We start from the raw sequence: 18,994 nt of genomic DNA, 5'->3' as shown, positions 1-18,994 counted from the left end.
GTGGCGTGGCCGGGTGGTGCGGCCGTAAACTATCAGGAACCCTGCCTGATAAATAGACCGCAGGACGCCATCCGCATCCGGGCACGTCTGAGAGGATCGCCGCATGGCCGCATCCCCGAGCACCGCACGAGCCATCAACGACCGGTTCGCCCTGCGACTGCTCCAGGACGAAGGCCCGTTGACGGCCACTCAGCTCAAGACCCTCACCGGACTCTCCCGGCCCTCCGTCGCCGACCTCGTCGAGCGGCTCCAGGGCTCCGGGCTCGTCCATGTCGTCGGGGAGTCCGGAGCCGAACGCCGGGGACCCAACGCCAAGCTGTACGGGCTCGTCGCCGACCGCGCGCACCTCGCCGCCCTCGACGTACGGACCCGGTCGGTCTCCGTCACCGTCGCCGACCTGCTCGGCACCACCCTCGCCGAGGCCTCCGTGCCCGTCGGCGACGAGGGCGACACCGGGCCCGCCGTCGAGAAGGCGGTCGCGCTCCTGGAAAGGACCGTGAAGGAGGCGGGTGCGGACCGGCTGCACAGCGTGGCCGTCGGCGCCCCCGGCCTCATCGATCCGGCGACCGGCGAACTCCGTGACTCCTCGGGACTGCCCGCCTGGCACCGGCGGCTCGTCGGCGTCCTCCAGGAACGGCTGCCCGCGCACGTCCTCGTCGAGAACGAGACCAACCTCGCCGCCGTCGCCGAACTGCGCGAGGGCGCGGCCCGCGACCGCGAGGACTTCGTCCTGCTCTGGCTCGGCCAGGGCGTCGGCGCGGCCGTCGTCCTGGGCGGGCGACTGCGCCGCGGGGCCTCGGGCGGCGCGGGCGAGATCGGCTTCCTGCCCGTGCCCGGCACCTCGGGACTCCCCTCGGCCACCGGCTGCGACGGCGGCTTCCACGAGCTGGCGTGCGCGGCGGCCGTCGAGTCCCTGGCCGCCGCCCACGGTCTCGACCGGGACGAGGCCCTCGCCTCCGGTCACGGCCCCTTCCTGGACACGCTGGCCCGCCGTCTGGCCGTGGGCGCGGCGGCCGTCGTCTCCGTCCTGGATCCCGGCTGCGTCGTCCTCGCGGGGGAGACCGGACACCAGGGCGGCCCCGAGCTCGCGGCCCGGGTGGAGTCGGAACTGGCGGCCCTCTCCCCGCTCCGTACGGAGGTCCGCCCGACGGCGCTCGGCGGCGCGGCCGTCCTGCGCGGCGCGCTCCTCCTCGCCCGCGACGCGGCCCAGGACGCGCTGTTCGGTACGCCGGCCACCGGGATCTAGGTCCGGACAGGCGGGGTCGGGAACGGCGTCGGTGCGCCGCGGACGCGGCGAAGCCGACCACCGCCCGGGCCGGGCGGTCCGCTAGCCGCCCGCCGTTCCCTTCGCCCCGCCGAACCGCCGCGCCAGGAACTCGTCGAACGTCACGTGCCCCACCGCGCGGTCCGGTGCCAGGTGCTCGCCGCGTCGCAGCCCCCGGTAGACCTTGCCCGGCAACGGCACCTCGACGAGGCGGCGCCGGCGGCCGCTCGCCCGCAGATAGGAGCGGGCAAGCTCGGCGAAGGTCCGGATCTCGGGGCCGGCCATGTCCTCCACCCGGCCCGCCGGCGGCCCGGCGGCCAGCTCGGCGAGGCGCGCGGCCGCCTCCGTCACCTCCAGGGGCTGGTCCCGTACCTCCTTGGGCAGCAGCATCACGGGCGGCTTGGCCAGGCCCTGGAGCAGCTGGAGGATCAGGTCGTGGAACTGGGTGGTGCGCAGCAGCGTCCAGCCGATGCCCGAGCCCTGGATCATGCGCTCCACCGCGTACTTGGTGCGGTAGTAGCCGAGCGGCACCCGGTCGACGCCGATGATCGAGATGTAGAGCAGATGCGGTACGCCGGCGCGCCGGGCCGCCTCGATCAGGATGCGGGCGGCGTCCTTGTCGCCGCGCAGGATGTTGCTGCAGTGGACGACCGCGTCGACCCCGTCGACGGCCCGGTCGAGCAGCGGCCCGCCCTGCCGGAGGTCGACCGCGTAGGGCGGTGAGTGCCTGCTGAGGACCCGTACGTCGTGGCCGTCCGCGCGCAGCCGCTCACAGACGGGCCGGCCGAGGGTTCCCGTGCCGCCGGTCACCAGGATCGTGCTCATGTCTCAAGACTGACCGCCCTCGGCCGCCTCCGCACGCGCGGAGGCGCCGCGCCCCGGACAGGGGGCGCGGCGCTGTGGGAGCCCGGCGGCGGCAAGGGCCGTGATGTTCCGCCGCCGGGGGTTCGGAGGGGGTGCGTCAGCAGGCCCCGAGGTCCTTCCAGACGCCCCACTCGCCGGTCGTGCCCGGCGTCTCGTTCTGGGTCCACCACTGGGCCTTGTACTTGCGGCCGTTGTGGGAGACCTCGTTGCCCGCGTTGTAGACCGTGCCGGCCACGTACGCCGGGACCGTGCCGCAGCCGGTGGGCGGCGTCGTCGGAGGCGTCGTCGGGGGAGTCGTGGGCGGGGTCGTCGGCGGCGTGGTGGGCGGCGTCGTCGGCGGGGTGGTCGGCGGGGTCGTCGTGCCCGGCTCCACCACCGTCGTGCCGCGCGCCAGGTCACCGGCGAGGGCGTACGTCGTGCCGTTGATGTTCACCGTCCAGTTGGAGGGGGTGGACACCGGCAGGTAGTAGTTGAACGCCAGGTCGACCGTGGCGCCCGGGGCCAGCGACTGCCAGGCCGGGAGCTTCAGGGAGACGCGGTGGAAGTCGCCCTTCAGGCCGCCCACGTTGCTGCCCGTGTGGTCGCTGCTGATCACCTTCGTGCCGAAGCCCGACTGGTCGGAGGCGTTGGCGGGGGCCGAGGTCCCGTAGTCGAACTGGAACTCCGTGCCGCCCGGGAGGGTGGCCGCCGTGTTGTTGGTGATCTTGATCTTCGGGGTGATCGGGTAGTTCGAGTCACCCAGCTTGAACTCGGTGAACTGCGCGTCGATCTTCACGGCCTGGGTCGGCAGGGTCGCGTTGGACTTCTTCGCGCCGTACGGGGTGGCCGCCTTGAACTTGTCGTACATCAGCGAGGTGAGCGTCGAGCCCATCTCGTACTGGCCCTTGGCGGCGTTCCAGGCGTAGTCGCCGGCCATCTCCCAGACCATCGTGCCGCCGATGCCCTTGTTGACCACGTAGTCGGCCTTGGCGGCCACCGACTGCTCGTCCTCGGTGGAGAGGAAGACCTTCTTCTGCGCGTTCCACAGCCACGGCGCGACCAGGGTCGAGTCGTACTTGCGGGCGTAGGTGCCGGTCAGGGTGGTGTTCGCCGGGAAGCCGTACTGCGTGACGTAGTCGCCGACGATCCCCTTCTCGAGGTTCTTGGCGTGCCACATCGGGTTGGAGCCTGCGGGCGACTCGACACCGTTGGTGTCCTTGTCGTGCCACAGGTTGTCGATGCCGGTGGCGCCGTCACCGCACTTGGTCAGACCGGCACCGGCCGGGCAGGTGGTCGCGGAGGCCTTGCCCCACAGACCGTCGGTGCCGCCCTGCACGTTCTTGTGGCCGCGGGTGTAGTAGGGCAGGCCGATGTTGATCCGGCCGGCCGGCATCGAGCCGCGGAAGTAGTGGTACGCCCAGTCGGTGTTGAGGTACCCGATGTTGCCGTACTGCGCCGAGCCGTAGACGTTGGCGGCGGCGAGCTCGCCGTCCTTGCCGTCGTCGAAGAGGGAGGCGTTGGGCCCGACGTACTCGTTCCAGGCGCCGTGCAGGTCGTAGGACATGATGTTGACGTAGTCCAGATACTTCTGCATCTGGAAGGTCTCCATGCCCCGCAGCAGGTAGCCGGAGGAGGGGGCGGCGACGGTCAGCAGGTAGTGCTTGCCGTCGGCGGCGCCCGCCGCGTCGAGCTTCTCGCGCAGGGACTTCATGAGGGCCGCGTAGCCCTGCACGAGTCCGGCGCGGCGCGCGTTGGCGAGCTGCCAGTCGAGCGGGTTTCCGGCGTCCTTCATGGTCGTCGGGTACTCGTAGTCGATGTCGACGCCGTTGAAGCCGTACTTGCGGATGAAGTCGACGGACGAGGCGGCGAAGGTGTCGATCCCGGCCTGGTTGACCGAACCGTCGGCGTTGGTGGCCATCGAGTAGAAGCCGCCGGAGTCGACCCGGTCACCGTTGTCCGCGAAGTAGCCGCCGGTCTCGGCCCAGCCGCCGACCGAGATCAGCGTCTTCACGTTCGGGTGCTGCTTCTTGAACTTGTTGAGCAGGTTGAAGTGGCCCTTGTAGGCGTACGCGGGGTCCATCTCGGCGCCTGCGACACCGGGCCAGGTCATCCTGGTGGCGGCGTTGTTCGGACCGTCCGTGCCGACGGAGAGCTTGTTGTCCCCGCCGATGTGGCCGAAGGCGTAGTTGATGTGGGTGATCTTCTCCCACGGGATGTCCTTGGCCAGGTAGGCGGGCTGGCCGTTCTTGCCGTCGCGCCAGCCGGTGAAGTAGCCGATGACCCGGCGCTGGTGGTCCGCGCCCATCTTCTCGCGGCCCTGGGTGTCGTAGACCGAGCAGTACGGGACGTCGACGCCCGGCGTCTTGTAGAGCCCGTCGGGGCGACAGGACTCGTTGTCGGCCGCGTACGAGACGCCGCCGGAGAGCGAGCTGAGCAGCAGCCCGGCGACGGCCGCGCCGGAAGCGAGCAGCGAGGCTCTCTTCGTGGTGGGGGACAACACGGTCTTCCTCCTGGGGCGGGGGTCCCCCCACGCCTCCGGGCGTAGGGGGAGGAAAACACAACGAACAAACGGGTGGGTCGTGTTGGGTCCGTGGAGTGCGCACCCCGCCGGACCGTTCCTCGGAGGTGACACGGAGATTAAGAGGACTAGACCAGTGCGTCAATAGGTCTGGACCATAGAAGAATTCTGTGGAAGTCTGTGAGCCAGACCACAGGAACTCGGCCACATCGCCCCCCGCGGGTCGTGGCAGACTGGCCCTGTATCAGCAGCAGCGCACTCCGGGGTCGGTGTAATTCCGAACCGGCGGTATAGTCCGCGACCCGTCCGCAGCCAGCGGCCGGTTGACCAGGTGAAATTCCTGGACCGACGGTGAAAGTCCGGATGGGAGGCAGTGCGCGGCGGGCGACCCCTGTCAGGGGTGTGCCGGCCGTACGTCCGCTGGTCGCCGTATCGACACCGATCGGCGTACCCGCAGGACCGCGGCCTCGGCGCACCCTGCGCGAGGCGTCGTTCCGCTCTCTGTCGTCATCGACAGGCCCCGGAGTCCGTGCCCGAAGAGGCAGGAGGACCCGGTGGCCCAGCAGGCCGACATCACCGCCATGCGACGCGCCGTCGAACTCGCCGCACGCGGTCTCGGCGCCACCAGCCCGAACCCGGTCGTCGGGTGCGTCATCACCGACGCCTCCGGACACGTGGTCGGCGAAGGCTTCCACCGGCGGGCCGGCGGCCCCCACGCCGAGGTCCACGCCCTGCGCGAAGCAGGCGCCCTCGCCCGCGGCGGAACCGCCTACGTCACCCTCGAACCCTGCAACCACACCGGCCGCACCGGCCCCTGCGCCCAGGCCCTGATCGAGGCCGGCGTCAGCCGGGTCGTGTACGCCGTCGGCGACCCGAACCCGCAGGCCACCGGCGGTGCCGACACCCTGCGCGCCGCCGGGGCCGAGGTCGAGCAGGGCCTCCTGGAGGCCGAGGCCGAGGCCGGCAACATCGCCTGGCTCACCTCCGTACGCCACGGCCGCCCCTTCGTCCGCTGGAAGTACGCCGCCACCCTCGACGGCCGGATCGCCGCCGCCGACGGCACCTCCCGCTGGATCACCTCCGCCGAGTCCCGCGCCGACGTCCACCGGCTGCGCGCCGAGGCCGACGCCGTCGTGGTCGGCTCCGGCACCGCCCGCGCGGACGACCCCCACCTGGCCGTACGCGTCGTCGCAGACGCAGAGACAGCCGCCGTCCAGCCGCTCCGGGTCGTCGTCGACACCGAGGCGACCGCCGTGAAGCCCGGCGCCCGGGTCCTGGACGACGCGGCCCCCACCCTGATCGCGATCGCGGAGGACGCCGGGACCTCCCTCGACGGCGTCGAGGTCGTACGCCTCCCCAGGGCCGAGCGCGGCCTGTCCGTACCCGCCCTCCTGGACGCCCTCCACGCGCGCGGCGTCCGCTCCGTCCTCCTCGAAGGCGGCCCCACCCTCGCGGGCGCCTTCGTCGCCGCGGGCGCCGTCGACCAGGTCGTCGGCTATCTCGCCCCCGTCCTCCTCGGCGCCGGCCCGAACGCGCTCGCCGACGCAGGAATCAGCACCATCACCGAAGCGTTGCGGCTCGACGTCACCGAGACCGTCCGCGTCGGACCCGACCTCCGCATCACCGCCACCCCGCACCTCACCGCCACCCTCAAGGGAGCCTGACCGTGTTCACCGGAATCGTCGAAGAACTGGGCGAGGTCACCGCCGTCGAGCAGCTGGAGGACGCCTCCCGCTTCCGCCTGCGCGGTCCCCTGGTCACGGAAGGCGCCCAGCACGGCGACTCCATCGCCGTCAACGGTGTCTGTCTCACGGTCGTCGAGTTCGGCGACGGCGAGTTCACCGCCGACGTCATGGCCGAGACCCTCAAGCGGTCCAGCCTCGGCGCCCTGGAGGTCGGCTCCCGCGTCAACCTGGAGCGGCCCATGGCCGTCGGCGGCCGCCTCGGCGGTCACATCGTCCAGGGCCACGTGGACGGCACCGGCACGATCCTGGAGCGCACCCCGTCCGAGCACTGGGAGCTCGTCAAGGTCGGCCTGCCCGCCCACCTCTCCCGGTACGTCGTCGAGAAGGGCTCGATCACGGTCGACGGCGTCAGCCTCACCGTCGTCGAGGTCACCGACGACTGGTTCACCATCAGCCTCATCCCCACCACCCTCGACCTGACCACGCTCGGCCTCAAGCAGTCCGGCGACCCGGTCAACCTCGAAGTGGACGTCATCGCCAAGTACGTCGAGCGGCTGCTCGGCCCGAACGCCAAGGAGAGCGACAAGTGAGCTGGCTCAACTCCGAGGCGTTCAGCGCCTTCGGTCAGCACATCATGTGGTCCGACATGATCGGCAACACGATCGGACTCATCGCGCTCGCGCTCGGCTGGCGCCGCTCCATCCTCACCTGGCCCGCCCAGCTGCTCTCCGGCCTGATCCTCGTCGGCGCCTACGCCTCCGCGCACCTCTCCGGCGGCGTCGGCAAGCAGCTCCTCGTGATCGGCGTCGCCGCCTGGGGCTGGTGGCAGTGGAACCGGGGCAAGCAGCAGGCCCAGGACGGCTCCATCGCCGTCCGCTTCGCCACCTGGAAGGAGCGCGGACTGCTCCTCGCCGGCGCGACCGTCGGCACCCTCGCCGTCGGCGGCCTCTTCACCCTCTACCCGTCGCTCTCCTGGAGCCCGTGGGCCGACGCGTACATCTTCGTCGGCACCCTCGTCGCGATGATCGCCCAGGCCCGCGGCCTGGTCGAGTTCTGGTTCGCCTGGCTCCTCGTCGACCTCGTCGGCGTCCCGCTCGCCTTCAACAGCGGCCTCGCCTTCTCCGGCCTGGTCTACGTCATCTACTTCGCCCTCGTCGTCTGGGGCATGCGCGACTGGTGGCTCCGGACGCGCACGACCTCCGCCACCGCTCTGGAAGGAGCCCACGCATGAGCGCGCTGCCGATCTGGGACGCCACCGACCTCGCCCTCGACCCCGTCGAGCAGGCCATCCGCGACATCGCCGCCGGCCGTCCCGTCGTCGTCGTCGACGACGAGGACCGCGAGAACGAGGGCGACCTCGTCATCGCCGCCGAGAAGGCCACCCCCGAGGTCGTCGCCTTCATGATGAGCGAGTGCCGCGGACTGATCTGCGCGCCCATGGAGAACGACGAACTGGAGCGTCTCCAGCTCCCGCAGATGGTCGAGCACAACACCGAGTCGATGCGCACGGCCTTCACCGTCTCCGTCGACGCCGCCCCCGCCCACGGAGTCACCACCGGTATCTCCGCCGCGGACCGCGCCACCACCCTGCGGATGCTCGCGAGCGGCAACCACGAGCCCTCCGACTTCGTACGGCCCGGCCACATCTTCCCGCTCCGCGCCAAGCCCGGCGGCGTCCTGGCCCGCAACGGCCACACCGAGGCCGCCGTCGACCTCGCCCGCCTCGCGGGCCTCCGCCCGGCCGGCGCGATCGTCGAGATCGCCGGCGAGGACGGCGTCATGCTGCGCCTGCCCGAGCTGGTCCCCTTCGCCCGCAAGCACGGCCTCACGATCATCTCCATCGAGGACCTGATCGCCTACCGGCGCTCCGCCGAGCCGACCGTCCGCCGCGAGGCCGAGGTCCGGCTCCCCACCGCGCACGGCGACTTCACCGCGTACGGCTACCGATCCACCGTGGACGGCGTCGAGCACGTCGCCCTTGTCCATGGTGAGATCGGCGACGGCGAGGACGTCCTGGTCCGGGTCCACTCCGAGTGCCTGACCGGCGACATCTTCCACTCGCTGCGCTGCGACTGCGGCCCCCAGCTGCAGGCCTCCATGGACCGCATCACCGAGGCCGGCCGCGGCGTCGTCGTCTACCTCCGGGGCCACGAGGGCCGCGGCATCGGCCTGCTGTCCAAGCTCCGTGCGTACGAGCTTCAGGAGCGCGGCCGCGACACCCTCGACGCCAACCTGGAACTCGGGCTGCCCGCCGACGCCCGCGACTACGCGGCCGGCGCGCAGATCCTCGTCGACCTCGGCGTCCGGAGCCTGCGTCTGATGACCAACAACCCCGACAAGATCGACGCCCTGACCCGGCACGGCCTCACGGTCGAGGGCCGCGAGCCCATGCCCGTCACGGCCGGCGAGCACAACCTCCGCTACCTGCGCACCAAGCGGGACCGGATGGGGCACGACCTGCCCTGGCTGGACGGCTCCCCGGCCTCCACCTGTGCCAACCAGTAATCACGTACGTATCCACCGGCAAGGAGAATCATGAGCGGCAAGGGCGCACCCGTCCTCAGCGTGAAGAACTGCGGCGACCTGCGGGTCGCGGTCATCGCGGCGCAGTGGCACGAGAAGATCATGGACGGTCTCGTCGACGGCGCCCTGCGCGCCCTGAGCGAGCTGGGCATCGACGAGCCGACCCTCCTCCGCGTCCCCGGCAGCTTCGAGCTCCCGGTCGTGGCGAAGGTCCTCGCGGGTCGCGGCTACGATGCCATCGTGGCGCTCGGCGTCGTCATCCGCGGCGGAACGCCGCACTTCGAGTACGTGTGCCAGGGCGTCACCCACGGCCTCACCCAGGTCTCGATCGACACCGGCGTACCCGTCGGATTCGGTGTCCTCACCGTCGACACCGAAGAGCAGGCCCTCGACCGGGCCGGCCTCGAAGGATCCACCGAGGACAAGGGCCACGAGGCCGTCACCGCCGCCGTCGCCACCGCGACCACGCTGCGCACGGTGAGCGAACCCTGGCGCTGATGACGCGACCCTTACCCCGTACTCTTAGGACCATCATGGCGAACGGAACCCGTAAAAGCTTCGAAGAGCTCTTCGACGAGCTCAAGCTCAAGGCCGAGACCGGCGATCCGGCCACCTCCCGCACCGCGGAGCTGGTGGACAAGGGCGTCCATGCCATCGGCAAGAAGGTCGTCGAAGAGGCCGCCGAGGTCTGGATGGCCGCCGAGTACGAGGGCAAGGAAGCGGCCGCCGAGGAGATCTCGCAGCTGCTGTACCACGTCCAGGTGATGATGGTCGCCCGCGGGATCTCGCTCGACGACGTCTACGCCCACCTCTGAGCACACCCCTCCGGGCGCGTGCCGCCCCCGGACTCCCCACCACTCCCAGGCAAAGGAAGCTCACCCCATGCTGCGCATCGCCGTTCCCAACAAGGGTTCCCTCTCCGGACCTGCGTCGGCAATGCTCCATGAGGCCGGCTACCGCCAGCGCAAGGAGTCCAAGGAGCTCGTCGTCATCGACCCCGACAACGAGGTCGAGTTCTTCTACCTGCGCCCGAAGGACATCGCGATCTACGTCGCCTCCGGGAAGCTGGACATCGGCATCACCGGCCGTGACCTGCTCCTGGACTCCGGCGCCAGCGCCGAGGAGATCCTCGCGCTGAACTTCGGCCGCTCCACCTTCCGGTACGCCACCCGCCCGGGCACCGCGAACGGCCCCGAGGACTTCGGCGGCATGACGATCGCCACCTCGTACGAGGGCATCGTCGCCAAGCACCTCGCCGACCAGGGCATCGACGCCTCCGTCGTGCACCTGGACGGCGCCGTCGAGACCGCGATCCAGCTGGGCGTCGCCCAGGTCATCGCGGACGTCGTCGAGACCGGCACCAGCCTGCGCAACGCCGGACTCGAGGTCATCGGCGAGCCGATCCTCACCTCCGAGGCCGTCGTGATCCGCCGCCACGGCGCCACCGACGACAACCCGCAGGTCCAGCAGTTCATGCGCCGCCTCCAGGGCGTCCTCGTCGCCCGGTCGTACGTGATGATGGACTACGACTGCCGTGCCGAGCACCTGGAGCAGGCCGTCGCCCTCACCCCGGGCCTGGAGTCGCCGACCATCTCCCCGCTGCACAACGAGGGCTGGGTCGCCGTCCGCGCGATGGTCCCCGCCAAGGAGGCGCAGCGGATCATGGACGACCTGTACGAGATCGGTGCCCGCGCCATCCTCACCACCGCCATCCACGCCTGCCGCCTCTGACGGCACGGACCGCCCGCACCGAAGGCACCGAGGAACCACCGATGTCCCAAGCACAGACGCCCGTCCTGCCGGTGACGTTCCGTCCCGGGCGCACCCGGGTCGTCCTGATCACGATGAGCGTCGCGATCTTCGCGGTCATCAGCGTCGTCGCGTCGATGCTGGAGCGGCTCGGCCCGGGGGAGCGCGCCAGCTTCTTCTTCACCGCCGCGCTGATCTCCGGCGGCCTGGTGCTGCTGAGCCGCCCCAAGGTCGTCGCCGACGACGAGGGCGTCACGGTCGTCAACATCACCCGGACCCGGCGGCTGGCCTGGGCGGAGATCCTCAAGGTCAACCTGCGTCCCGGCGACCCCTGGGTCTTCCTCGACCTGAGCGACGGCACCAGCCTGCCGGCGCTGGGCATCCAGCCCGGGATCGCCAAGGAGTCGGCCATCCGGGACGCCCGCGCCCTGCGGGCCCTGGCCGACAGCCGCGGCACGGGCGCGGAGCGGACGGCCTGACGGCCGGGGGCGTGATGTCCCCCATCCGGGGCCGACCCCCTGCCCCTCGGGGCCTTCGCGTGACTACTCTGGAGGCGGTGGTGCCGAGCGGCACCACCGCCTCGCGTGTGCAGGGCCGCGGTCTCGCGGCCCGCGAGGCCACCCTTCGACCCGAGGAGTGACTCCCTCCAGCAATGGACGGATCGTCCGGTAGTACCTGCGCCGCCCCTTCCCAGGAGGCGGCGGCATGATCATCTCCCTTCTGCTGCTCTTCGCGGCCTTCGTCCTGATCCTCGCCAACGGCTTCTTCGTGGCCGCCGAGTTCGGTCTCGTGACCGTCGAGCGCGCCGAGGCCGAGCGGGCCGCGGCCGCCGGCGACCGACGCGCCCGCACCGTCGTCACGGCCCTGCGCGAGCTGTCCTTCCAGCTCTCCGGCACCCAGCTGGGCATCACCATCACCTCCCTCGTCGTCGGCATGCTCGCCGAGCCCGCGCTCGCCGGGCTGCTGCACGGACCGCTCACCGCGACGGGACTGCCCGCCGGGGCCGTCTCCGGGATCGCGGTGGTGATCGGGATGCTGCTCGCCTCCGCCGTCCAGATGGTGGTCGGCGAGCTCGTGCCGAAGAACTGGGCGGTCTCCCGGCCGCTCCAGGTGGCCCGTTTCGTCGTCACCCCGCAGCGGTACTTCTCCGCCCTCTTCCGGCCGGTGATCTCCCTGCTCAACCGGGTCGCGAACCGGCTCGTCCGGCTCCTGGGCGTCGAGCCCACCGAAGAGCTGGACTCCGTCCGCACCCCCGGCGAACTGGTCTCCCTGGCCCGGCACTCCGCCCTGGCCGGTGCCCTCGAACAGGACACCGCCGACCTCTTCGTACGGACCCTGTCCCTCGGTGGCCTCACCGCCGAGCAGGTCATGACCCCGCGCGTGAAGGTGAGCGCCCTCCAGTGGGACGCCACCGCGGCCGACGTCCTCAACCTCACCCGGGCCACCGGCCTCTCGCGCTTCCCCGTCTACCGCGACCGCATCGACGAGATCGTCGGCATGGTCCACCTCAAGGACGCGCTCGCCGTCTCGCCGCACGCCCGGCTGCGCACCCCCGTCGGCCGGATCGCGGTCCCTCCGCTCCTGGTGCCCGAGACGCTGCCCGCCCAGACCCTTCTGGAGCGGCTGCGCAGGGAGCAGCCGATCGCGGTGGTCGTCGACGAGTACGGCGGCACGGCCGGTGTCGTCACCCTGGAGGACATCGTCGAGGAACTCGTCGGTGAGGTCCGCGACGAGCACGACACGGTGGCCGACGGGCGGCCCGAGCTGGCCGTCGCTCCCGCCGAGGACGGCCGGCCCGCCTGGGAGGCCGACGGTTCCTGCCGGGTCCACATCCTGCGCCGGATAGGCCTCGACGTGCCCGACGGGCCGTACGAGACCGTCGCCGGGCTTGTCGCCGATCTCCTGGGGCGCATCCCCGCCCCCGGCGACCGGGCCGAACTGCCCGGCTGGCGGCTCTCGGTGCGCCAGGTCGACCGCTACCGCGCCGAGCGCGTACGGATCGTCCGGACGGACCCGGCGTCGGATCCGGCGTCCGGCCCGGTGTCCGATCGGGTGTCCGACCTGGCGCACGATCCGGTGTCCGGCTCGGTGTCCGGCCCGGCGTTCGGCCCGGTGTCCGATCCGGCGTTCGGCCCGGTGTCCGATCCGGTTCCCGGACACCTGGACGCGCCCGTTCCCGTGGCGGCGGAGGCGGTCCGATGAGCGCCCTTCCGCTTCTCTTCGCCGTCCTCCTCGTCCTGGCCAACGGATTCTTCGTCGGGGCCGAGTTCGCGCTCGTCTCCGTCCGTCGCAGCCAGATCGAGCCGCTCGGCGGCGCCCGTGCCAAGCAGGTCCTGCACGGTCTGGAGAATCTGCCGCAGATGATGGCGGCCGCGCAGTTCGGCATCACCGTCTGCTCGCTGACGCTCGGCGCCGTCGCCGAGCCGACCGTGGCCCGTCTCCTCGAACCCGTCTTCCACACGGTCGGCGTCCCGGAGGGGCTCATCCACCCGCTCGGCTATGTCATCGCCCTCGCCGCGGTCGTCTTCCTCCACCTCGTCATCGGCGAGATGGTCCCGAAGAACCTGGCGATGGCCGCGCCCGAGCGGACCGCGCTCTGGCTCGCCCCCGGCCTGGTCGGCTTCGCCCGGCTCTGCCGGCCGGTGACGGCCGCGCTCGGCGCCTGCGCCCGGCTGGTCCTGCGGGCGTTCAAGGTCGAACCGAAGGACGAGGTGGAGGCGGTCTTCACCAGTGTCCAGCTCGGCCGCCTCGTCGAGGACGCCGGCCAGGCCGGACTGCTCGACCCGGCCGAGCAGGAGCGTCTGGAGGACGCCCTCGAACTGGGCACCCGCCCGGTGACGGACGTCCTCATCGCACCGTCCTCCCTGGTCACGGTTCCGCCGACGGTCACCCCGCGGGAGATCGAGGAGCTGACCGTACGCACCGGGTACTCACGCTTCCCGGTCCGTGCCGAGGCGGGCACCGCCTTCATGGGCTTCGTGCACGTGAAGGACGTCCTCGACCTGGACGAACGGGAGCGGGCGGTGCCCCAGCGGCTGTGGCGGCCGATGGCCACGCTCCGCACCGAACTGCCCCTCGACGACGCCCTCACCGTGATGCGCCGCGCCGCGACCCATCTGGCGCAGGTCGCGGACGGCTCGGGCCGGGTGCTCGGCCTGGTCGCCCTGGAGGACGTCCTGGAGATGCTGGTGGGGGAGGTCCGCGACCCCGCCCACCGGCTCGCGTCGGACCGGGTGCCCACCGCGTAGGAGTCGTGCGCACAGCGGGGCGGGCCCTTCGGGGCCCGCCCCGTCGGTCGTCGTGTCCCCTCGCTCCGGCAGCGGGGGCCCGGGGCAAGACACCCCCTAGTAGCCCGGCGGCTCCTGCTGGGGGCCGCGGTCGATCGGGCCGCGGCCCGACAGGACCTCGCCGTACGCCTGCATCAGGTCGGCGAGCCGGAGGGTCGCCAGATCCTCCCGGGTCGGGGTGCTGGCGTAGCCGGAGAGCCGCAGGTCGCGGTAGGCGCAGGACTTCTCGTACAGGGTGCGCAGGAAACGGCCGTTGCCCAGCTCGTCGATCCAGCCCTGCTCGACGACGTGTCCGCTGACCGAGCGCAGCTCCTCGCGGGCCTCGTCGTCCCAGCCGTCGCCGTTGGCCGCCGCGAGGACCTCGCCTATGGCGGTGAGTTCCAGCGGCCGGTACGAGGGGAAGTCCACCCGGGTGGTGAACCGGGAGGAGAGACCGGGGTTGGTGTTGAGCAGCCGGTCCATGCCCTCCGGGTAGCCGGCCAGGATGACCACGAGATGGTCGCGGTTGTCCTCGGCCCGCTTGAGGAGCACCTGGAGGGCCTCGTCCCCGTAGGCGTCGCCCTTGCTGTAACCGGTGTTGGAGAGCGCGTACGCCTCGTCCACGAAGAGCACCCCGCCGACGGCCGAGTCGATCAGCTCGTTGGCCTTGACCGCCGTCTGCCCGAGGAACTCGCCCACCAGATCGGCCCGTTGGGCCTCCACGAGATGGTCGCCGCCGAGCAGCCCGAGGGCGTAGAAGACCCGGCCGAGGATGCGTGCGACGGTGGTCTTCCCGGTGCCCGAGGGGCCGGAGAAGACGAAGTGACGTTTGGGCGGCTGCACCGGAAGGCCCTGACCGGCGCGGAGCCGCGCCATCTCCAGCTGCGCCGACAACGCCTTGACCTGCCGCTTCACCGGTTCCAGGCCGACCATGCCCTCCAGTTCGGCGAGCGCCTCCGCGAGCAGCACCGGATCGGTGGGACCCGCGGGGAAGCGCGGCGGCACCGGCTGGGACGGCAGCGGGGCCTTCTGGCGTACGGTCTCCGGCGGTGTCACCGGTGCCACCGGAGGTACGGGATCGGGCGCGAGCCGCACTCCGTCGCCCAGCGGGCCGGCCGCCGGGTCGGGCTCGGCGCCCGGCGCGGTGTCCAGGGCGTCCTGGCCGAGACCGCCGCCGGCGGTGCCCAGGGCGACCGTCGCGAGCCCGGCCGGGTCGTCGACGCCGTCGTACCCCTCGAAGCCGTCGTACTCGGCGATCGCCGCGAGCCGGGCGGCCGTGTCCATGAAGGTGGGGTCGATCCGGTGCACGGCCCGGTAGAGGGGCAGTGCGGCGGCGCTGCGCCCGGTCCCCTCGTGGGCGCGGGCCAGCCAGTACCGCAGCTCCTTGCGCTGGGGCTGCTCGCTGCGGCAGCGCATCAGCGAGGCCGACAGCAGCGGCTCGGCCTGCCCGTACATCTCCAGGCGCACCCGGGCCATGCCGCCGAAGAGCCCGGCCTCGATGCCGAGCAGCGGGTCGTCGACGAGGGTCTCGGTGTGCCGGACGAGCTGGTCCCAGTCCTTGACGAGATAGGCCCGGCAGGCGTGCAGAAAGCGCACCTGCGGGTCCGTGTCGACCGGGGGGAGTCCCGCGAGGGCCCGGTCCAGCTCCGGTACGTGGCGCCCGTCGAGCCAGTGCGAGGCGTGCGCGAGCAGCAGGTCGCGCGGGCTCTCCAGGACCGGCTGCACCCACCAGCCCAGCCAGTACCAGGAGTTGAGGGTGCGCCGGTACCGGGTCCGCTGCTCGCCGAAGCGGTCGCGGTTGCGGTACATGCGCAGCAGCGCGGTCGTGGTGTCGACCCGGAGCGCGTGCAGCCCGAGCCAGGCGTCCGCCATCCCGGGGTCGATCCTTACCGCCGTCCGGAACTCGTCCTCCGCCTGCGGATACGCGCCCATCGTGTAGGCGTCGATTCCGCGCAGCCAGGCGAGCTCGGCCGGGGCCTGCGCGCCCTGCGTGCCGATGTCCATCGGGTCCCCCACAACCGTCTTCGCATGGACGGGATTTGACCGCACCTGGGGGCATCGTACCTGCGCAGGGGGTGCGTACTTAAGGAGAAGCGCATGATCCGGAAGCGGTGACCCTGGGTGAGCATCAGGGCCCGCGAAGGGCCCTTCGGAGGGCCGTCAGGGGCAGAACGAAGCCCCCGATCACGGGGGAACAACCGGGGGCTTCGCGTCCGCGGCAGCTCCGAAAAGCCGCACATTCAGAACGTAAGACCTGTACGCCCCTTGGGTCAAGCGGAGTTGAGGCACTTGCGGAAGCGGACTTTCGGCCCCTCAGTTCACGGACATGAAGCCGTCACGGTACGTGATGATCTGGTCCGCGCCCGCTGTCACACCCGGCCCGGGGAGCCAGTCGTAGCCCTCGTGGCACTCGCGTACCAAGGTGTCGGCGAAGGGCCGAGAGGGGTCCCCGGCGAAATGGCGAGTCTCCGCCACGGTCCATCCGTCCCAGAAAGCGGCCTGGTCCGGGCCGTCCCGATGACGGCCCCGTGCCCACGACTCCTCGGAACCGCGCTCCATCCACAGCAGCCACGCGAGGAGCGGCCGCACCGCCGCCCGGCCCGCGCCGACCCCCTCGACGAGGACGACCGGGGCCGGCGGGAGCTCGCGCGCCTCGCCGAAGCGACGGAGGTTCCAGTCGTACGGGCGGTACGACGCGCTCTCGCCGCGTGCGAGGGGATCGAGGACCTGTTCGCGCAGCCGCCCGGTCCACTCGAAGAGCTCCTCGTGCGTGGCGAGGTCGTCGAGGTGGAGGACGGGGGCGTCGCCCAGGGCGGTGGAGAGGCGGGCGGCGAGCGTGGACTTGCCGGAGCCCGCGTGGCCGTCGACCGCGATCAGCCGGACCGGTCCGCAGGAGGGCGGCAGCCGGAGCAGCGCGTGGGCCGCGTGATCGAGGTCGTTCATGGGCCCAGGGTAGGGGAGTGGGGGACCGCTGCAGGTCAGGGAGGTACCGCCGTCAGTGGTTGAGACCAATATTGGTGCGGCGACGCGGGGCGAAGTGCTGGCGGAGGCGTGGCGTAAGCCGCGATAGTGGGGCGCGCGCGGCCCGTCCGTGCGCTCCGCGGGCTCCCGGCGCCCGGAGGTCCGGACGCCCGCGTGCTCGCCCGCTCACAGGTCCGCCCCGACGTGCCAGGCCGCCCGCCTGCCTTCGGACCGGTCTGCCACTCGCCTACTCGCTCGCCCGCCGCTCGCCCGGCTCGCTCGTCCGGCTCGCCCGGCCGGACCACGAGCCCGCTCGTTCGTCCTTCTCATCCACAGGTTCGTCCACCCACCGTTCTCGACTGGGGGTCACCGTCCATGACCAGCTCCACCCCGCGCAGAACCGTTCTCGCAGCGGCCCTCGCGGCCGCCGGAACAGCCGCCACGGCCGCTCCCGCCGTGGCCGCCGTTCCCGACCGCGCCGCCGACTGCCCGCCCGAAGCACCGGGTGCCGGCCCGGCCTCCGCCGAGGACGCAGGCCGGGGCCACGCGCCCGCGCCCGGCCTCGTCGACAACCGCTTCTGGTCCTCGTACACGGACTGGAGGTGCGGCAGCGCGGCCGGGACGAAGGCGGTCGCCGGACTCCGCCCGGGCCTGGTCCTGGCCACCCCGGCCGGGCGCACCGACTACACCGACCCGCACACCGGGCGGACCTCCACGTGGGAGTACGCCGGCTGGACCTCGCCCGAGCACACCCCGACCGTGCCGGCCACCGAGGTCATCGCCTCCTGGAACGCCCACACCCCGCCCGGCACCTGGCTCCAGGTCGAACTGTCCGGCACGTACACCGACGCGACCGCCACCCCCTGGTACGTCCTGGGCCGCTGGGCCTCCGGGGACGGCGACATCCGGCGGACCTCGGTCGACGACCAGACCGACGGCAGGAGCACCGTCTGGACCGACACCTTCGCGGTCGACGACGCGACGAGCGGGCTGCGGCTGGCCTCGTACCGCCTGCGTCTGACGCTCTACCGCACCCCGGGCAGCGGTCTCACGCCCACGGTCTGGCGGCTCGGTGCGATGGCCTCGGACATCCCGGACCGCTTCACCGTCCCGGCCTCCGTGCCGGGCCCGGCCCGCGAGCTGGCCGTGCCGCGCTACTCGCAGAACACCCATGTCGGGCAGTACCCCGAGTACGACAACGGCGGCGAGGCGTGGTGCAGCCCGACCTCCTCCCAGATGATCGTCGAGTACTGGGGGCGCCGGCCGTCGGCCGAGGAGCTGGCCTGGGTGAACCCGGCCTTCGCCGACCCCCAGGTCTGCCACGCGGCCCGCTTCACCTTCGACCACCAGTACGAGGGCTGTGGCAACTGGCCCTTCAACGCCGCCTACGCGGCCACGTACCCCGACATGAACGCCGTGGTCACCCGGCTGCGCTCGCTCACCGAACTGGAGAGCCTGATCCGGGCCGGCATCCCGGCCATAACGTCCCAGTCCTTCCTCAAGGAGGAACTGACCGGGGCCGGGTATGGCACCTCCGGCCACCTCATGACCGTCATCGGCTTCACCGCGGACGGCGACGTCATCGCGAACGACCCCGCCTCGCCCAGCAACGAGGCCGTCCGCCGGGTCTACCGGCGGCGCGAGTGGGAGAACATCTGGCTCCGCACCAAGCGGTACAACGCGAGCGGGAAAGTGGTCTCCGGCACAGGAGGGGTCTGCTACCTCTACTTCCCCGACCGGCCCTCGCCCGCGCAGCGCAAGGCACTCGCGGCCCTCGGCGTCGTCTGACGCGACGGCTTGGCCCCGGGGGGCGTGACCGACGTCTCTACCCCGGGGCCGCCCCCCGTACCGCAAGGTGGTCGCCATGACCTCCACCTCCGCCGCCACCCGACTCCTCCTCCGCGCCCGGACGGGCGGCCCGAAGGACGACCGGGGCCCCAAGCTCCTCGAACACGTCCTCGGGTGGACCCTGGTCGTCCTGCTCGCCGTGTTCGTCACGCGCGCCGGCCTCATGTGACGTCGGGGGACCCGTCGGCCGCCCCGATGCCGCCGTATGCGGCTGTGGCCGTCCCTCGGCGTCCGTGTGATCCCCCGGTCGCCGGGTGATCCCGGTGCCTCGAACGGGCATACTCCCCGCGACCCGGCGCGCGCCCCGCACGCCCGTGCCCGCGCCCGGCAGGGAGGA

Annotated in this window: 17 protein-coding genes and 1 riboswitch; of the genes, 13 read left to right on the top strand and 4 right to left on the bottom strand. The window is 72.0% G+C overall.

What is annotated here, in order from left to right; all coding sequences use genetic code 11:
• Nucleotides 1-103 precede the first annotated feature (103 nt).
• Nucleotides 104-1,246 carry an ROK family transcriptional regulator gene (locus E0F75_RS12530; RefSeq protein WP_187622602.1) on the top strand — a complete coding sequence of 381 codons (1,143 nt, stop codon included), beginning with the start codon at nucleotides 104-106 and terminating at the stop codon, nucleotides 1,244-1,246.
• An 81-nt stretch (nucleotides 1,247-1,327) separates the two neighbouring features.
• Here the strand turns inward: E0F75_RS12530 and E0F75_RS12525 are convergent, their stop codons facing one another.
• The gene (locus tag E0F75_RS12525; RefSeq protein ID WP_187622601.1) at nucleotides 1,328-2,089 is read right to left on the bottom strand and encodes an SDR family oxidoreductase; all 762 of its coding nucleotides are present in this window, start codon (nucleotides 2,087-2,089) and stop codon (nucleotides 1,328-1,330) included.
• Between the two features lie 136 nt (nucleotides 2,090-2,225).
• Nucleotides 2,226-4,607, bottom strand: a complete 2,382-nt coding sequence (locus E0F75_RS12520) for a chitinase C-terminal domain-containing protein (protein WP_187622600.1) — start codon at nucleotides 4,605-4,607, stop codon at nucleotides 2,226-2,228.
• Between the two features lie 269 nt (nucleotides 4,608-4,876).
• Nucleotides 4,877-5,006: riboswitch (FMN riboswitch) on the top strand.
• A 173-nt stretch (nucleotides 5,007-5,179) separates the two neighbouring features.
• On the opposite strand from E0F75_RS12520, the gene ribD reads away from it, so the two are divergent.
• The 10 genes from ribD to E0F75_RS12470 all read left to right on the top strand — a co-directional run bounded on the left by ribD (nucleotide 5,180) and on the right by E0F75_RS12470 (nucleotide 13,830).
• Entirely contained in the window at nucleotides 5,180-6,289 is a 1,110-nt protein-coding gene (gene ribD, locus E0F75_RS12515) for a bifunctional diaminohydroxyphosphoribosylaminopyrimidine deaminase/5-amino-6-(5-phosphoribosylamino)uracil reductase RibD (RefSeq protein WP_187622599.1), read from the top strand.
• A gap of 2 nt (nucleotides 6,290-6,291) precedes the next feature.
• On the top strand, nucleotides 6,292-6,900 hold the full coding sequence (locus E0F75_RS12510; RefSeq protein WP_187622598.1) for a riboflavin synthase: 609 nt from the start codon (nucleotides 6,292-6,294) through the stop codon (nucleotides 6,898-6,900).
• Between the two features lie 44 nt (nucleotides 6,901-6,944).
• Nucleotides 6,945-7,541 carry a nicotinamide mononucleotide transporter family protein gene (locus E0F75_RS12505; protein ID WP_187622912.1) on the top strand — a complete coding sequence of 199 codons (597 nt, stop codon included), beginning with the start codon at nucleotides 6,945-6,947 and terminating at the stop codon, nucleotides 7,539-7,541.
• Nucleotides 7,538-8,815: a bifunctional 3,4-dihydroxy-2-butanone-4-phosphate synthase/GTP cyclohydrolase II gene (locus tag E0F75_RS12500; protein WP_187622597.1), complete on the top strand. Its 1,278-nt coding sequence runs from the start codon at nucleotides 7,538-7,540 to the stop codon at nucleotides 8,813-8,815. The genes E0F75_RS12505 and E0F75_RS12500 overlap by 4 nt, the downstream gene beginning before the upstream one ends.
• 30 nt (nucleotides 8,816-8,845) lie before the next feature.
• Nucleotides 8,846-9,331 carry a 6,7-dimethyl-8-ribityllumazine synthase gene (ribH, locus tag E0F75_RS12495; RefSeq protein WP_015032243.1) on the top strand — a complete coding sequence of 162 codons (486 nt, stop codon included), beginning with the start codon at nucleotides 8,846-8,848 and terminating at the stop codon, nucleotides 9,329-9,331.
• A gap of 35 nt (nucleotides 9,332-9,366) precedes the next feature.
• Nucleotides 9,367-9,648, top strand: a complete 282-nt coding sequence (locus tag E0F75_RS12490) for a phosphoribosyl-ATP diphosphatase (RefSeq protein ID WP_187622596.1) — start codon at nucleotides 9,367-9,369, stop codon at nucleotides 9,646-9,648.
• Between the two features lie 67 nt (nucleotides 9,649-9,715).
• The gene (gene hisG, locus E0F75_RS12485; protein WP_187622595.1) at nucleotides 9,716-10,564 is read left to right on the top strand and encodes an ATP phosphoribosyltransferase; all 849 of its coding nucleotides are present in this window, start codon (nucleotides 9,716-9,718) and stop codon (nucleotides 10,562-10,564) included.
• A 41-nt stretch (nucleotides 10,565-10,605) separates the two neighbouring features.
• Nucleotides 10,606-11,061 (top strand): PH domain-containing protein, encoded by a 456-nt coding sequence (locus E0F75_RS12480; protein ID WP_187622594.1) that lies wholly within the window; start codon nucleotides 10,606-10,608, stop codon nucleotides 11,059-11,061.
• Nucleotides 11,062-11,287: 226 nt separating this feature from the next.
• Nucleotides 11,288-12,784, top strand: coding sequence for a hemolysin family protein (locus E0F75_RS12475; protein ID WP_229312657.1), 1,497 nt, complete (start codon nucleotides 11,288-11,290; stop codon nucleotides 12,782-12,784).
• Nucleotides 12,781-13,830 (top strand): hemolysin family protein, encoded by a 1,050-nt coding sequence (locus E0F75_RS12470; RefSeq protein WP_187622593.1) that lies wholly within the window; start codon nucleotides 12,781-12,783, stop codon nucleotides 13,828-13,830. The genes E0F75_RS12475 and E0F75_RS12470 overlap by 4 nt, the downstream gene beginning before the upstream one ends.
• Before the next feature lie 96 nt (nucleotides 13,831-13,926).
• On the opposite strand, the gene E0F75_RS12465 is transcribed toward E0F75_RS12470, so the two are convergent.
• Together E0F75_RS12465 and E0F75_RS12460 are read right to left on the bottom strand one after the other, a co-directional pair.
• Entirely contained in the window at nucleotides 13,927-15,852 is a 1,926-nt protein-coding gene (locus E0F75_RS12465; protein WP_187622592.1) for an AAA family ATPase, read from the bottom strand.
• 309 nt (nucleotides 15,853-16,161) lie between these two features.
• Nucleotides 16,162-16,791, bottom strand: coding sequence for a uridine kinase (locus E0F75_RS12460; protein WP_187622591.1), 630 nt, complete (start codon nucleotides 16,789-16,791; stop codon nucleotides 16,162-16,164).
• A gap of 393 nt (nucleotides 16,792-17,184) precedes the next feature.
• Between E0F75_RS12460 and E0F75_RS12455 the strand changes: the two genes are divergently transcribed.
• Together E0F75_RS12455 and E0F75_RS12450 are read left to right on the top strand one after the other, a co-directional pair.
• Entirely contained in the window at nucleotides 17,185-18,597 is a 1,413-nt protein-coding gene (locus tag E0F75_RS12455) for a peptidase C39 family protein (protein WP_187622590.1), read from the top strand.
• 76 nt (nucleotides 18,598-18,673) lie between these two features.
• A complete protein-coding gene (locus tag E0F75_RS12450; RefSeq protein ID WP_187622589.1) occupies nucleotides 18,674-18,826 on the top strand; it encodes an SCO1431 family membrane protein in 153 nt (50 codons plus the stop codon).
• Nucleotides 18,827-18,994: the final 168 nt, after the last annotated feature.

It is taken from the genome of Streptomyces sp. CB02980 (assembly GCF_014451325.2).
Classification (GTDB): domain Bacteria; phylum Actinomycetota; class Actinomycetes; order Streptomycetales; family Streptomycetaceae; genus Streptomyces.
Note: the sequence above shows the minus strand (reverse complement) of the source record. Positions and strands in the feature narration are given on the sequence as shown.